Origin of the sequence: Phenylobacterium sp. (assembly GCF_036563285.1) — a bacterium.
Lineage (GTDB): Bacteria > Pseudomonadota > Alphaproteobacteria > Caulobacterales > Caulobacteraceae > Phenylobacterium.
In genome coordinates this window covers 40,665-54,804 of the sequence record NZ_DATCMR010000006.1, presented here as the reverse complement: position 1 = coordinate 54,804, position 14,140 = coordinate 40,665, and the positions used below count along the sequence as shown (strand labels likewise).

Annotated in this window: 19 protein-coding genes; 13 read left to right on the top strand and 6 right to left on the bottom strand. The window is 70.7% G+C overall.

Features of this window, described 5'->3' with window-relative positions:
- The first annotated feature begins 97 nt into the window (after window positions 1-97).
- Window positions 98-1,264: an FtsH protease activity modulator HflK gene (gene hflK, locus VIL76_RS05010; protein WP_332043898.1), complete on the top strand. Its 1,167-nt coding sequence runs from the start codon at window positions 98-100 to the stop codon at window positions 1,262-1,264.
- A complete protein-coding gene (locus VIL76_RS05005) occupies window positions 1,261-2,157 on the top strand; it encodes a protease modulator HflC (RefSeq protein WP_332043897.1) in 897 nt (298 codons plus the stop codon). The genes hflK and VIL76_RS05005 overlap by 4 nt, the downstream gene beginning before the upstream one ends.
- Here VIL76_RS05005 and VIL76_RS05000 read toward each other — a convergent pair.
- Complete coding sequence (locus VIL76_RS05000; RefSeq protein ID WP_332043896.1) at window positions 2,154-2,816, bottom strand: HAD family phosphatase; 663 nt, start codon at window positions 2,814-2,816, stop codon at window positions 2,154-2,156. The genes VIL76_RS05005 and VIL76_RS05000 overlap by 4 nt on opposite strands.
- Window positions 2,817-3,113: 297 nt before the next feature.
- Here VIL76_RS05000 and VIL76_RS04995 point away from each other — a divergent pair, with 297 nt between their 5' ends.
- The 3 genes from VIL76_RS04995 (at window position 3,114) to VIL76_RS04985 (ending at window position 3,932) form a co-directional block, all read left to right on the top strand.
- Complete coding sequence (locus VIL76_RS04995; protein ID WP_332043895.1) at window positions 3,114-3,473, top strand: response regulator; 360 nt, start codon at window positions 3,114-3,116, stop codon at window positions 3,471-3,473.
- Window positions 3,474-3,515: 42 nt separating this feature from the next.
- Complete coding sequence (locus tag VIL76_RS04990) at window positions 3,516-3,638, top strand: hypothetical protein (RefSeq protein WP_332043894.1); 123 nt, start codon at window positions 3,516-3,518, stop codon at window positions 3,636-3,638.
- 99 nt (window positions 3,639-3,737) lie between these two features.
- On the top strand, window positions 3,738-3,932 hold the full coding sequence (locus tag VIL76_RS04985) for a hypothetical protein (protein ID WP_332043893.1): 195 nt from the start codon (window positions 3,738-3,740) through the stop codon (window positions 3,930-3,932).
- A 23-nt stretch (window positions 3,933-3,955) separates the two neighbouring features.
- Here the strand turns inward: VIL76_RS04985 and VIL76_RS04980 are convergent, their stop codons facing one another.
- Window positions 3,956-4,153, bottom strand: coding sequence for a hypothetical protein (locus tag VIL76_RS04980; RefSeq protein WP_332043892.1), 198 nt, complete (start codon window positions 4,151-4,153; stop codon window positions 3,956-3,958).
- A 154-nt stretch (window positions 4,154-4,307) separates the two neighbouring features.
- On the opposite strand from VIL76_RS04980, the gene VIL76_RS04975 reads away from it, so the two are divergent.
- Window positions 4,308-4,592 (top strand): hypothetical protein, encoded by a 285-nt coding sequence (locus VIL76_RS04975; RefSeq protein ID WP_332043891.1) that lies wholly within the window; start codon window positions 4,308-4,310, stop codon window positions 4,590-4,592.
- Window positions 4,593-4,778: 186 nt separating this feature from the next.
- Here the strand turns inward: VIL76_RS04975 and VIL76_RS04970 are convergent, their stop codons facing one another.
- Entirely contained in the window at window positions 4,779-5,321 is a 543-nt protein-coding gene (locus tag VIL76_RS04970; protein ID WP_332043890.1) for a hypothetical protein, read from the bottom strand.
- Between the two features lie 130 nt (window positions 5,322-5,451).
- Between VIL76_RS04970 and VIL76_RS04965 the strand changes: the two genes are divergently transcribed.
- Window positions 5,452-5,928, top strand: coding sequence for a hypothetical protein (locus VIL76_RS04965; RefSeq protein WP_332043889.1), 477 nt, complete (start codon window positions 5,452-5,454; stop codon window positions 5,926-5,928).
- Complete coding sequence (locus VIL76_RS04960) at window positions 5,928-7,565, top strand: amidohydrolase (RefSeq protein WP_332044536.1); 1,638 nt, start codon at window positions 5,928-5,930, stop codon at window positions 7,563-7,565. Before VIL76_RS04965 ends, VIL76_RS04960 begins: the two co-directional genes overlap by 1 nt.
- Here the strand turns inward: VIL76_RS04960 and VIL76_RS04955 are convergent.
- Window positions 7,562-8,254 (bottom strand): hypothetical protein, encoded by a 693-nt coding sequence (locus VIL76_RS04955; protein ID WP_332043888.1) that lies wholly within the window; start codon window positions 8,252-8,254, stop codon window positions 7,562-7,564. The genes VIL76_RS04960 and VIL76_RS04955 overlap by 4 nt on opposite strands.
- Entirely contained in the window at window positions 8,254-8,955 is a 702-nt protein-coding gene (locus tag VIL76_RS04950; RefSeq protein ID WP_332043887.1) for a HupE/UreJ family protein, read from the bottom strand. The genes VIL76_RS04955 and VIL76_RS04950 overlap by 1 nt, the downstream gene beginning before the upstream one ends.
- A gap of 62 nt (window positions 8,956-9,017) precedes the next feature.
- Between VIL76_RS04950 and VIL76_RS04945 the strand changes: the two genes are divergently transcribed.
- The 5 genes from VIL76_RS04945 to VIL76_RS04925 all read left to right on the top strand — a co-directional run bounded on the left by VIL76_RS04945 (window position 9,018) and on the right by VIL76_RS04925 (window position 13,709).
- Window positions 9,018-9,317: a hypothetical protein gene (locus tag VIL76_RS04945; RefSeq protein WP_332043886.1), complete on the top strand. Its 300-nt coding sequence runs from the start codon at window positions 9,018-9,020 to the stop codon at window positions 9,315-9,317.
- A gap of 61 nt (window positions 9,318-9,378) precedes the next feature.
- Window positions 9,379-9,876 (top strand): pyridoxamine 5'-phosphate oxidase family protein, encoded by a 498-nt coding sequence (locus VIL76_RS04940; RefSeq protein ID WP_332043885.1) that lies wholly within the window; start codon window positions 9,379-9,381, stop codon window positions 9,874-9,876.
- Window positions 9,877-10,187: 311 nt separating this feature from the next.
- The gene (locus tag VIL76_RS04935) at window positions 10,188-10,880 is read left to right on the top strand and encodes a Crp/Fnr family transcriptional regulator (protein WP_332043884.1); all 693 of its coding nucleotides are present in this window, start codon (window positions 10,188-10,190) and stop codon (window positions 10,878-10,880) included.
- Between the two features lie 106 nt (window positions 10,881-10,986).
- Window positions 10,987-13,107: a M13 family metallopeptidase gene (locus VIL76_RS04930; RefSeq protein WP_332043883.1), complete on the top strand. Its 2,121-nt coding sequence runs from the start codon at window positions 10,987-10,989 to the stop codon at window positions 13,105-13,107.
- Window positions 13,108-13,265: 158 nt separating this feature from the next.
- On the top strand, window positions 13,266-13,709 hold the full coding sequence (locus tag VIL76_RS04925; RefSeq protein ID WP_332043882.1) for a hypothetical protein: 444 nt from the start codon (window positions 13,266-13,268) through the stop codon (window positions 13,707-13,709).
- Here VIL76_RS04925 and VIL76_RS04920 read toward each other — a convergent pair.
- Window positions 13,669-14,136 carry an NUDIX domain-containing protein gene (locus VIL76_RS04920; RefSeq protein WP_332043881.1) on the bottom strand — a complete coding sequence of 156 codons (468 nt, stop codon included), beginning with the start codon at window positions 14,134-14,136 and terminating at the stop codon, window positions 13,669-13,671. The genes VIL76_RS04925 and VIL76_RS04920 overlap by 41 nt on opposite strands.
- Window positions 14,137-14,140 lie beyond the last annotated feature (4 nt).

The window sequence follows — 14,140 nt, the reverse complement described above, 5'->3', positions numbered from 1 at the left end:
ATCCGGCTGACAGCGCCGGTTTACAAGACCGTGGGGTTTTGGACACGGCCGCGCCTGGACCGATAAGGCCCCGCTTGAAGAAGACGCGACCCGGCTGATGCCCTGGAACGACAACGCCAACCCCGGCCCGTGGGGCTCGCCGCCTCCCGAGGACGACCGGCGCGACACGCCCGCGCGCAGGCCGCGCGGCGACAACGGCGGCGGCCGCGGACGCGGGCCTCAGGGGCCCGACTTCAACGCCGGTTTGGACCGCCTCAACCGGCGGTTCCGCAACATCTTCGGCGGCCCCGGCGACGGCATCCGCCCCGGCGCCCTGGCGGCCGTGGCCGGCGGCGCCTTCGGCCTGTGGGCGCTCTCCGGCCTCTACGTGGTGCAGTCCAACGAGGAGGCGGTGGTCACCACCTTCGGCGCCTACTCGCGCAACGAGACGCCGGGCCTGCGCTACCACCTCCCCTGGCCCATCGAGGCGGTGCAGAAGGTGCCGGTCACCAGCCTGCAGCGGCTCGACGTGGGCGGCGCCCAGCCGGGCTCGCTGCCGGAAGAGAGCCTGATGCTCACCGGCGACGAGAACATCATCGACCTGAGCTTCAGCGTCACCTGGCGGGTCAACGACGCCGACCGCTTCGTGTTCACCATCCGCGAGCCGGAATCCTCCGTAAAGGCGGTCGCCGAGAGCGCCATGCGCGAGGTGGTCGGCCGCACGCCCCTGCAGGACATCCTGACCACCGGCCGCGGCCAGGTGCAGCGCGAGACCGCCGACCTGATGCAGCGCACCCTCGACGCCTGGGGCGCCGGCGTCCGCGTCGACGAGGTGCAGATCCGCTCCGCCCAGCCGCCGCAGGAGGTGCAGGCCGCCTTCCGCGACGTGCAGAGCGCCGAGCAGGACAAGGCGTCGGCCGTCAACGAGGCCAACACCTACCGCAACCGGGTGATCAACGAGGCCCGCGGCGACGCCGCCCGCATCATCCAGGCCGCCCAGGGCTACCGCGAGCAGGCCGTGCGCGAAGCCACCGGCGACTCCTCGCGCTTCACCGCCATCCTCAACGAGTACCGCCGCGCCCCGGGCGCGACGCGGGACCGGATCTACATCGAGACCATGCAGCGCGTGCTCGCCCGCTCCAACAAGGTGATCGTCGACACCGAGGGCGCCAGCGCCCCGATCATCTTGCCGCCGGACGTCTTCCGTCCGCGCGGCCAGCCGCAGGCGCAGGTCGTCACCCCTGAGCCGCAGCCCGGCCAGCCCCAGGCGAGGAGCGCCCGATGACGCGGCGCCAGCTCTGGACCTACCTGATCCTGGCCGTCACCCTGATCGTGGTGCTGGCCAACACCCTCTACGTGGTCGACCAGCGCGAGCAGGCGATCGTCCTGCGCTTCGGCGAGCCGGTGCGGGTGGTCAACGCGCCGGGGCGGCCCGGCGCCGGCCTCAACATGAAGGTGCCGTTCCTGGAGAACGTGATCGACCTCGACCGCCGCATCGTCTCCCTGGAGGCCGAGCAGGAGGAGGTGATCACCGCCGACCAGCAGCGCCTGGTGGTCGACGCCTTCGTGCGCTACCGGGTCGCCGACCCGCTGGCCTTCTACCGCACCCTGCGCGACGAGCGGATCGCCGCCGACCGCCTGGAGCGGCTGGTGAACTCGTCCCTGCGCCAGGTGCTCGGCACCGCCACCCAGCAGGAGATCATCCGCACGCGCCGGCCGCAGCTGATGCTGCAGACGCGCAACGACGTGGCCCGCCGCGCGCAGGCCTCCCGCCTAGGCGTGCAGATCATCGACGTCCGCATCCGGCGCGCCGACCTGCCCACCCAGAACCAGGCCTTCGTGTTCAACCGCATGCGCACCTCGCGCCAGCAGGAGGCCGCGCGTGTCCGCGCCGAGGGCGAGCAGCAGAAGCGCGAGATCATCGCCAGCGCCGACCGCGAGGTGACCATCACGCTCGCCCAGGCCCAGGAACTCGGCGAGACCACCCGCGGCGAGGGCGACGCCCTGCGCACGCGGATCTTCGCCCAGGCCTACGGCCGCGATCCGTCCTTCGCCGCCTTCTGGCGCTCGATGCAGGCCTACGAGGCGAGCCTGGCCCAGGGCGACACCACCCTGGTCCTCTCCCCCAACAGCGCCTTCTTCCGCTACTTCGAGCGCGGCCCCACCGGCGGTCGCTAGGCGCCGCGCAGCAGCGCCCGCACCTCGTGCAGGTCGCGGGCGATGCGGACGCACAGCGAGCGCATCTCCTCGGTGGGGTCGAGCAGGTCCGGGACCATGATGGTCATCATCCCGGCCGCGCTGGCGGCGCGCACGCCGTTGTGGCTGTCCTCCAGGGCGAGGCAGTCCGCCGGGTCCACGCCCAGCGCCTCGGCGGCCTTCAGGTAGGGGTCCGGGTGCGGCTTCGGACGCGGGTAGTCGCCGTTGGCCAGCACTGCGTGGAAGCGCTCGGCGAGTCGGTGGCTGCCCAGGTGGTGGTCGACGTCCTGGCGCCGCGACGAGGTGCAGATCGCCCGCGGCAGCCCGAGCTCGTCCAGATGGTCGAGCAGTTCAAGGACGCCGGCCTTCAGGCAGATCTCCGCCTGCGCCAGCTCGTAGAAGATGCGGACCGACTCGTCGCGCAGCCGCTGGGTGTCGAAGTCCTCGCCGAAGTGCTCCACCAGGACGCCTGCGCTGCCGGCCCAGGTGTGGCCGATCATCTGCCGGAGCACCGCCTGGGGCAGGTCGTGGCCCATGTCGCGGGCGGCGACGGTCAGCGCCTCGCAGTAGACCACCTCGGAGTCGATCAGCAGGCCGTCCATGTCGAAGACGACGGCGCGGACCGGGCGGGGCAGGGACATGGCGCTGCCTACCCGAGTCTCCCCCGCGTGCGAAATCAAACCGCGCTTCAGCGGGTTTCAGCCGTGCGGGGAGGCGCCTCGTCCAGGCCGGCCTGGACGGGAACCGGCGGCGCTGGATCGCCGTTACAGCTGCGTGGCGGGCGTGCGTCTGCGCGCGCGCCACAAGCGACCTGCCGCCTTCTCCGAAGGTCGGCTGCGTCAGGTCCGTCGGGGGCAGGGCGCAGGGTTTCACATATTGTTGCGGTTGTGGCCCGGGCGATGCTTGAGCTAAGTCGCGCGCTCCGGAGCAGGGATAAGATGCCGAGCGTACTCCTGGTCGAAGACGAAGCGGACGTCGCCGAGCTGGTCGAAGAGGCCCTGCTCGACGCCGGCCTCGACGTCACGGTCGCCCTGGGCGATCAGGCGGCCTTCCAGGCGCTGGCCGCCGAGCCCCGCAGCTTCGCGGCCCTGGTCACCGACATCAACCTGGGCGTCGGCGTCACCGGATTCGACGTGGCCCGCGAGGCGCGCCGCCGCAACGGCGGAATCAAGGTCGTCTACATCACCGGCCACGCGGCGCACCTGTCGAAGTTCGGCGTCGAAGAGGCGCTGATGTTCCCCAAGCCGTTCGACGCCAGCGAGCTGGCCGACCAGGTCCGGATGCTCGTCGCCGTCTGATTTTCGGCGGATCAAAAGCCTAGCCTTGATCGTTTCTGCGTCATGAACGGCGAAGACAAACTCGCGCGATTGGTCGCCCAGCTGCAGAAGGCGGTCATCGCCGTCGAACGCAACCGCGGCCGCAGCGAACGCCCGGAGTGGCGCCGCACGCGCCGGAAGCGCTAGCGGACACCCCGGGCGCGGCGCGCCCGCGACCCTGCCCCGCTTGACGCCGCCGCGCACGCGCCTAGCCTCGATTCATCCAAGCGAATCAGGGCGGCGGCGATGGGCGAACGTACGATCACGGACCTGGACGTGTACCAGAAGCTCACCGCGACCGCGGAAGCGCTGGAAGCTGTCTCCCTGCACGCCATGAGCCTGGTGGGCGAAACCGCCCTGAAGACGGCCGCCGACACGATCCGCGGCATGGCCAACGCCGTCTACGAGCACAGCCTGACGGACGACGCCAACGCCGCCTGAGCGGCGCCGGCCATCGTCAGGTCCTAGAGGACGCTGCCACCCGTTCCGCCGGGACCGCCCGTCCCGTTCGCGCCGCCCTTGTGCGCGCCGGTTTCGTCGGTCCTGCGGGTGTCGCCAAGCTCGTCGTGGTTCTGGCCCGTGCGGCCGCCGCTGCGTCCGTCAGGGGCCCCGCCGGTGTGCGTCCCCGGGGTCTGGTCCTGCTGCTGCCGGTCCTGGTCCATTTCCGGAATCTCCTCTCTGAAGTGTGACCTGGGTCACAACAGGCGCGGCCAGAGCGGGTTCCAGAATAACATGTTCGATGATCACCATCATTTGTTGTTGCCAAGCTCGCGAAGCTGAGCTTTTTTGCCCGCCCCAACGAGAAGGCTCGGCTTGATGAGCAGCTTCGCTACCCCGCTCCAAATGACCACCGTCGCCGCCGTGGCCATCTGGCCGCTGGCCGCAGGCCTCGCCCTGGTGATCTGGACCAGGGTCCGCGCCGCGCAGCACGCGCGCCGCCTCTCCCACGTCGACCAGTCGGTGCGCGGCATGTTCCGCGCCGTGGAGCTGCAGCCCACCCCTGACCGCCTGGCCCTGGTGGTCGACGCCCTCGAAGAGCGTGACGCCATCGCCGCCGCCGCCGCCGGCGGCCGCCGCCAGCGCACCTCGGCCCGGGTCTAGCGCACTCACCCACACTCCCGCGCGTCATCCCGGTTCCGCCGCGGGCGAAGGCCGGGACCCATAGACGCTGCACCGGCCGAGGACGCGCCGACAGAGCCGCCGCACGCGGCTTTCTCGCGCCGTGTTTATGGGTGGCGGCCGTTCGCGTTCCCGAAAACCGGCAGGACGACTGAGGAGGAGCGCGCCCTACTTCGGCGTGGTGGTTGTCGTCTCGCTCGCCCCGGCGGACGTCCCGCTGGTGGACGCCGCGCCGCCGGTCGCGGCCCCTGACGTCGGCGCCGAGCCGCTGTTCGCCGCCGTCGAGCCGCCCTGGGCGCCGCCGCCCACTGAGCCGCCGGCCGCCATCTGCTGCTGCACCACCTGGGCCAGCTCCTGCGGGGCGTTGGTGGCCGTGCAGTTGGCCTGGCCGCCGGTGGAGGCCGAGAGCACGTTGATCGACACGCCGCAGACGTTGGCCGCCAGGCTGATCGGCAGCTGGATGTTGATCGGCACGTTGGCGCGGTCAAGGTTAAGGTCCACCGACAGGTTGTTGAGCACGTTGCGCAGGTCGACGTTCACCAGGCTCGGGATCGACGAGGCCGCGCTGCCCACCGCCGGCGCCGCGTTCTTCACCGCCGAGGCCGCCTGGCCCAGACGCGAGGTCTGGCCCGAGCCGCCGGACTGGCCATCGGATGCGCAGGCCGCGAGGGGGGCGGCGAGGGCCAGGACGAGGGCGAGCTTGCGGGTCATGACGTTCTCCTGAAGGCCGAGCTTCGGGGCACCCAACGCGCTGGCGCCGATCCGGCTCCACACGGACTAGGCGCGGCTCCCGGAGCCGCTAAGGTGCGGACCTCGCCCAACTCTCCAGGGAGACCGCCGCTTGCGCGCCGTTCCGTTCGTCATCGTCCTTGGCCTGGCCGCCGGCCCGGCGCTCTCCCAGCCCACCCCGATCACCACGCCGCCGGTCGCCCCGCTCTCGGTGAAGGAGCTCATGCGCCACGTGGTGAACCCCGCCGCCGAGCGGTTCTGGAAGACCTCCGGCTCGGTCTCCACGGAGGAGGGCGACCAGAGCCGCGCGCCGACCAGCGAGGCGTCCTGGACCGAGATGACCGACGCCGGGGCCATCCTGCACGAGGCCGGCGTCACGCTCGGCCTGCCGGGACGCGGCCCGCCCAACGAGGACTGGAAGCGGTTCGCCAAGCAGCTCGCGGACGGCGGCCTCGCCAGCATGGCCGCGGCGCGCGCCAAGAACGCGGACAAGGCCTTCGAGGCGGGCGGCGAGGTCTACAACGCCTGCTTCAACTGCCACGCCAAGTACATCCCGCGCCCGGCCAACTCGCTCTGGAAGCAGCCGTGATCCGACGGACCCTGCTCGGGGCCGCCCTGGCGCTGGCGGCCACGCCGGCCCTGGCCCAGAGCGCCGACCTCGTTATCTGGGGCGGCCCGATCTACACCGCGGTCGACGCGCGTCCGAAGGCCGAGGCCGTGGCCGTCACGGCCGGCCGGATCGCCTATGTCGGCGCCAGCGCCGGCGCCCGGGACCACGTCGGCCCGAACACCCGGGTCATCGACCTGAAAGGCGCGGCCCTCTTCCCGGGCTTCACCGACGCCCATGCCCACCTGCGCGGCGTCGGCGAGCGCGAGCTGACCCTGAACCTAGAGGGCTCCGCCTCGGCGGCCGACGTCGCCCGGCGCCTGAAGGCCCACATCGACACGCGCAAGCCAACCGGCGCCGTCTACGGCCGCGGCTGGATCGAGACCGGCTGGCCCGAGAAGCGGTTCCTGGAGCGCCGCGACCTCGACGCGGTGGCCCCCGACCGCCCGGTGCTGCTGGAGCGCGCCGACGGCCATGCGCTCACCGCCAACTCCGCGGCGCTGAGGGCCGCCGGCATCGACGAGACCACGCCCGCGCCGCCCGGCGCCCAGATCCTCAAGGGCGCCGACGGCAAGCTCACCGGCATGCTGGTGGACAACGCCATGAACCTCGTGGCGAAGCTGATCCCGCCCCCCACCGCGCAGGACCGGCTCGCCGCCTACCGCGCCGCCTTCAAGGTGGAGACGCAGCTCGGCTGGACCGGCGTCCACAACATGGGGATCGACACCCAGGACGTGGCGCTGCTGGAGGACATGGCGCGGCGGGGCGAGGCCCCCTTGCGGGTCTACAACGCCATGGACTTCGCCGAGGCGGACCGCATCCTGGAAAGCGGCCCGCGCGCCTCGCCCGACGGACGGATCACCACCCGGGCCATCAAGCTCTACATGGACGGCGCCCTGGGCTCCCGCGGGGCGGTCCTTTTCCAGCCCTACGCCGACGCGCCCGGGCTCAGCGGCGCCTTCGTCACCGCGCCGGAGCGGATGAAGCCGGTCATGGCGCGCGCCCTGGCGCGCGGCGTCCAGATCGCCGCCCACGCCATCGGCGACCGCGGCAACGCCACCGTGCTCGACCTCTACGCCGAGGTCGGCGCCACCGCCGACAAGCGCTGGCGGATCGAGCATGCCCAGGTGATCCGTCCGGCCGACATCCCGCGCTTCGGCAAGGCCGGAGTCATCGCCTCCATGCAGCCCAGCCACGCCATCGGCGACCTGCACTTCGCCCCGGCCCGCCTGGGCCCCGAGCGGCTGAAAGGCGCCTATGCCTGGAAGAGCCTCACCAGGACCGGCGCCGTGGTGGTCGGCGGCTCGGACGCGCCCGTCGAGCGCGGCGATCCGCTGATCGAGTTCTACGCCGCCGTGGCGCGCAAGGACCTGAAAGGCTTCTCCGGCCCCGGCTGGCATCCGGAGGAGGCGCTCTCGCGGCCCGAAGCGTTGAAGCTGTTCACCTCGGCCGCCGCCTACGCCCGCTTCGCCGAAGCCGAGCTCGGCACGATCGAGGTCGGCAAGCGCGCCGACCTCTCGGGCTTCTCCGTCGACCTGATGACCGCCCCGGAAGCGGCCATCCCCAAGGGCCGCGCCGTGCTCACCGTCGTCGACGGCCAGGTGGTGTTCGAGCGCTAGCGCGCGGTCGGCGCGGGCGGCGCGGGCGGGACCGCCGGCCTGGATTGCGATGCCGGCACGTTCGCGACGATGCCGGCCTCGTTGCCGGGCTGCCCGGCCGGGATCAGCTCGTAGAAGCCGGCGACCCGCACCCGCACCACCACCGGCGTCAGCGCCCCGTTCTGGAAGAACCAGCCGTGGATGCCGTCGAACGGCGCCGTCAGGGCGCCGGCGGCGCGTCCGGCCTGCGCCTGCTTGTAGGTGGCCACCGTCATGGTCTCGCCCGGCTGGCTCGCGAGCGTGTGGCCGTGGAAGTCGTAGTAGAGGTCATTGGCGTGCTGCGCGCCGGCGACCTCCCACTCGTAGATCAGGGTCGCGCCCTTCCTCATGCGGACCTTGTATTCGATCTGCACGTCGCGCGGGTCGCCGGCGAAGGCCTTCAGGGGGATCTCGATGACGTCGGTGCGCCAGCCGGCCGGATACTCCCGCGCCAGCGGCCCCGCCCCGGTGTTGGGATCGAGCTTGACCTCCTTCGGCGCCCAGAGCCGCGCCAAGCCGGTGGCCTTGCCGAGTCCCGTCGGGTCGCGCCCGTACTCGGCCGGCAGCACCGCGGCGAACAGGATCAGCAGCGCGGCGACGGCGGCCAGCGCGATCGCGGCCAGCAGCTTCGGGCGGGCGAGCTTCACGCCATGCGGCTGTTCGTCGGCCATCAGGCGGCCCCTTCCCAGAAGTAGCCGGCGAGCTGCTGGCCCATCAGCACGAAGCCGGCGGTCATGATCAGCACATTGGCCGCCACCGCGCCGCGCCGGAAGCTCCCGGTCGAGCGCCATAGGGTCATGGCCGCCAGGATCAGCGACAGCGCCACGATCTGACCGAGCTCCACGCCCACGTTGAACGCCAGGATGTTGGGGACGAGGCCATCCTTCGACAGCTCCAGGTCCTGCAGCTTGGTGGCCAGGCCGAAGCCGTGCACCAGGCCGAACAGCAGCACCATCAGCTTGGGGTTCGGCTGCACCCCGATCAGGGTCGGATAGGCGCCCAGGTTGTCGAGCGCCTTGTAGACCACCGACAGCCCGATCACCGCGTCCACCAGGAACGGGTCGACGTGCAAATTGGCCAGCACGCCCGACAGCAGGGTGATCGAGTGCCCCAGGCTGAACATGGTGACGTAGAGCGCCACCTCGCGCAGCCGGTAAAGGAAGAAGATCACGCCGGCCAGGAACAGCAGGTGGTCGTACCCGGTCACCATGTGCTTGGCGCCCAGGTACAGGAACGGCACGATCTGCAGGCCCGGGTTGGCCTGGATGAAGGCCGCGTCCTTGTCGGCGACGCCGTGCGCCAGCGCCGCCGTGGCCGCCAGGGCCACCGCCGCGCCCAAGCCGATCGCAATCGCGTAGCGCCGCCCGATCATGGCTCTTGCCTACCGTGGAACGGCCGCCTTGCAAAACGCCGGCCCGCGGCTACCTAGCGCCGATGCAGACGAACGCGCGCGGGCCCGCAGGCTGGGTGGTGGGGGTGATGGTGAAGCCCGCTGGCGAAACGGCGCATCTGCGGCACTACTACGCCGTCGGCTGCGCGGAGCAGGGCAAGGCGGAGTGGACCGCCGTGGACATGGCGCTGCGGGAGGGAGCCGTCGCCGAGAGCCCGGTCGGCGGCCTCGAGCCCGTGGCGGCCCTGCGCCCCCTCCCCCTCCAGCGCATGGCCGCCCTGGGCCTGCGCCCCGGCGAGACCCGCGCGCTCGGCTGGAAGCATCCGCGTCGGTGGCTGGCCTAGCGCCGGAACCCCGCAGACAGCCGCAGGTTGGTGGGTCGCCGCAATAAAAGGAGCGCTCCCCATGGCCAGCCACGCCCACGACGCCGCCGCCGTCCAGACCCGCCTGTGGGACGAGATCGAGAAGCGCCACACCGGCATGCTCGGCCTGATGGGCGACGGCCAGCACTTCCAGCCGATGACCGCCTTCCTCGACCGCGAGGCCCAGCAGATCTGGTTCTACACCTACAGCGACACCGACCTCGCCCAGGCGGTCGGCGCCGGCGGCGGCCACGCGATGTTCGTGTTCCAGGGCGACGACGTCCAGGCCTGCATCGGCGGGCGACTAAGCCTTGCCCACGATCCCGAGCGGATCGCGCAGTACTGGAACCCGATGGTTGCGGCCTGGTACCCGGAAGGCAAGGACGACCCGCGCCTGACCCTGCTGCGCCTGGACTGCGAGGACGCCCAGGTGTGGATCACCGAAGCCGGACCGGTGCGCTTCTTCTTCGAGGTGGCCAAGGCCAACGTCAGCAAGACCCGCCCGGACCTGGGCGAGCGGCGCGATCTCAACTTCCATTGAACCGGGAACGATTCCGGAGTGCTGCGGGCGCAGAGAAGAGCCGCGCCCGCAGCACCTATCATTTGATCGTTGGGTGGTGATTCGGGAGTAGGGGTCGCCAGTTAGCTATAGTTAAGTGGGATGGGCGACGTTCGGTTCGTGTAGCCAAATCAACATATATCCACAGCCGACGCGTTGTTTTTCTGACTTTTTGGCTTTGTCTTGCAAGGAGTGTCGAGTTCTCGACAGTCTTGATCTGCCTGCATCGATAACTTGAAACCGAAGCCGTATGGCGACGTTTACGATCCCCGATGCAGAGGCCCCTACCCGCGTTGAGAAATCGTCTGCTTGCGTCGCTCCCGGCCGAAGACTACGCGCTGATCGCGCCGCACCTCACGGCGGTGGAGCTGGAGCGGGGCCGTCTGCTGTACGATCCGGGCGACCCGATCGAGACGATCTACTTCCCCCAGGACGGCGTCATCTCCCTGATGACGCTGATGGAGAACGGCGCGGCCATCGAGAGCGCCACCATCGGCCGTGAAGGCGCCCTGGGCCTGATGGCTGCGGTCTCGCCACGCCAGTCGCTGTCGCGCATCATCGTGCAAACCCCGGTCAAGGCCACGCGTATCGGCGCCGGCGCCATGCACGAGGCTTGGGACAAGAGCGCGGCGATCAAGGACCTGGTGGACAAGCACACCGAGGCGCTCTTCGGCCACGCCATCCAGTCGGTCGCCTGCAACGCGCTGCACCCGGTGGAGGCGCGGTTCTGCCGCTGGCTGCTGACCTGCCACGACCGCATCTCCAACGACACGGTGGCGCTCACCCAGGAGTTCCTGGCGGACATGCTGGGCGTGCAGCGCACCACCGTCACGGCCGTGGCGCGCAGCCTCCAGGAGAAGGGCGCCATCCGCTATCGCCGTGGCGTGGTGGACATCATCGACCGCCCGGCCCTCGAGGCGCTGGCGTGCGAGTGCTACGGGGCGATCAACCGGACCTACGAACGGCTGCTGCCACCCGAACACTGATCGGCGACGCGCCGCTTGCAAGGCGCGGATTTTCCAACATTGTTGCGCGCAAACGGACGGGCCGAGCGGCCCGCCGCCTCCACACGCATCGAGACGCCGGAATCCCATGCAGACGCGCAACATCCTGCTTTCCGCGGCCGCGGCCGCCACCCTGGCTTTCGCGGGCAGCGCCAACGCCGCCCACGAGGAGCACGAATGCGCCGACCAGGCGTGCCAGGTGCAACTGCTCTTCCAGACCGCCGCCGGCGGCGGCGCGGCGAGCGCCACCCTGGACTCGCCGCGCTACGGGAGCTGGGGCTTCGACGTGTCGGGCATGGACCGGGCTGTGAAGCCGGGCGACGACTTCTTCCGCTACGCCAACGGCAAGTGGGCCGACCGCACCCAGATCCCCAGCGACCGCACCCGCTTCGGCAACTTCGACCGCTTGGCCGAGCTCTCCGAGAACCGCGTGCGCGCCATCCTGGACGACGCCGCCGCCGGCAAGGTCAATGACCGCGACGCCGCGAAGATCGCGGCGGCCTACGCCTCCTTCATGGACGAGGCGCTGGCCGAGAAGCTGGACGCCAAGCCGATCCAGCCGGAACTGGCTCAGATCCGCGCCGTCAGGACCCGGGACGAGATGACCGCGCTGATGGGCAAGGCCAACACCACCGGCTTCGCCACCATCCTGCCGGTGTTCATCTCGATCGATGCCAAGGCCCCCACCCGTTACACGGTGATGAGCGGCACCGGCGGCCTGGGGCTGCCCGACCGCGACTACTATCTGGCCGCCAACTTCGCGACCCAGAAGGCCAAGTACGAGGCCTATGTCGCGCAGCTGCTGACGATGATCGGCTGGGAGAAGCCGGCCGAGAACGCCAAGGCCATCGTCGAGTTCGAGACCAAGCTCGCCGAGGCGACCTGGACCCGCGCCGAGCGGCGCGACCGAGACAAGACCTACAACCCCGCGACCGTCGCCGAGCTGCAGGCGATGACGCCGGGCTTCGACTGGAAGCGGTACCTCGCCAACACCGACCTGCCCGCCGTCCAGCGGATCGTGGTCACCACCAACACCTCCTACCCCAAGTTCGCCCAGGCCTATGCGGGCACGCCGGTGGAGACGCTGAAGGCCTGGCAGGCCTTCCACGTGGCCGACGGCGCGGCGCCCTACCTGTCCAAGCGCTTCGCCGACGCCGCCTTCGAGTTCCGCAACAAGACGCTGGGCGGCCAGCCGGAGCAGCGGCCGCGCTGGAAGCGGGCCGTGGCCTTCACCAACAACGCCGTCGGCGAGTCCGTGGGCCGCGTCTACGTCGCCCGCTACTTCCCGCCCGACTCCAAGGCCAAGATGGACGAGCTGGTCGCCAACATCCGCACCGCCATGCGCGCGCGGATCGAGAAGCTCCCCTGGATGGGCCCGGAGACCAAGGCCCGCGCCCTCGACAAGCTCGCCAAGTTCACGGTGAAGATCGGCTATCCCGAGGAGTGGCGCGACTACGGCAAGCTGCAGCTGAAGCGCGACGACCTCTACGGCAACCTGCTGCGCTCGGCCCGCTACGAGTGGCAGCGCGATGTCGCGCGCCTGAACGATCCCGTCGACAAGAAGGAGTGGGGGATGACCCCGCAGACGGTGAACGCCTACTACAACTTCGCCAACAACGAGATCGTCTTCCCTGCGGCGATCCTGCAGGCGCCGTTCTTCCATCCGGACGCCGATCCGGCGGTCAACTACGGCGGCATCGGCGGGGTGATCGGCCACGAGATCAGCCACGGCTTCGACGACCAGGGCCGCAAGTCGGACGGCGACGGCGTGCTGCGCGACTGGTGGACCGCCGAGGACGCCGCCAAGTTCAAGGTGCAGGCCGACAAGCTGGGCGCGCAGTACTCCGCCTTCGAGCCGCTGCCGGGCGCGAAGGTGATCGGCGCGCTCACCATGGGCGAGAACATCGGCGACATGGGCGGGCTGTCGCTGGGCTTCGACGCCTACCATGCCTCGCTGAACGGCCGGTCCGCCCCTGTCATCGAGGGCTTCACCGGCGACCAGCGGGTATTCCTCGGCTGGGCCCAGGTCTGGCGCGAGAAGATCCGCGACGAACAGCTGCGCCAGCGGCTGGTCTCCGACCCTCACTCGCCCGCCTACTACCGGGTGAACGGCACGATCCGGAACATCGACGGCTGGTACTCGTCCTTCGACGTGAAGCCCGGCGACAAGCTTTATGTCGCCCCCTCGGACCGCGTGCGGATCTGGTAGACGCGTTGAATAGGCAGGCTTTTCCGGGCCGGGGGGCAGACCGGCCGGGAAAAGTCACCTACACGACATAGGAGCGGAAACCTTTCCGGCGTCCGTGAGTTTTGGGCTCTGGCGCCAGCTCTGCCGTCGCGGCAGGGAGGGCCCACGTCGGGGATCCCATGCGGGCTATCGCTCTCTCCGCCTTGCTGCTTCTCGCCGGGTGCGCGACCGCGCCGGTGGTCGACGCGCCGACGGCGCTGGACGGCCGCGAACTGGACACCGCGCTCAACCTGTTCGGCCGGTACGACGAGCGCGTCCAGCTGGACGGAAAGCCCTACTACGTGTGGCGCCGCGCGGTGATCCTCAGCGGCCAGACCTATTACTGCGAGCTGCGCGCCGAGGTCGGCTACCGCAACATCATCCGCGCCAGCGTGGTGGAGGGCTACCCCGCCGCATGCAACCTGTTCGCCGTGCAGTACACCGCTATGCCCGAGCGGCGGACCGCTCCGGCCCCCGCCGCGGCGCCGCCGACAACGATCGCCAAGAGCCGGCCGCCCGCCAAGCCGCAGGAGACCGCCAGCGCTAGCGGCTCGGCGCGAGACGCCTCAGCGCGTCCTCGATGATCGGCCGCTGGCCCTTGTGGATCTTCACCAGCGCCTGCTCCGCCGGGACGTAGGCGGCTTGGTCCACCTCCGGGAAGCTCGTGCGGCGGCCTGAGCGCGGCGGCCACTCCATCTCGAAGACGTTGCTCTTCAGGTCCGTGAGGTCGAGGTCTGCCTCGACCAGCCAGGCGTGCACCCACTTGCCGCCGGGCAGCTTCACCGGCGCCAGCGCCTCGGAGGGGCCTGAGATCGCCTGCCCCAGCTCCTCCTCGAACTCGCGCAAGGCGGCGGCGTGGATCTCCTCGCCCTCGTCCACCAGCCCCTTCGGGATCGACCAGGCCGCCGCGTCCTTCTCCTGCCAGAACGGACCGCCGGGGTGCACCAGCAGGAACTCGGGCCCCGCCGCGCCGCGCCGCCAGACCAGCACGCCGGCGCTCACCTGGGGCATCTGG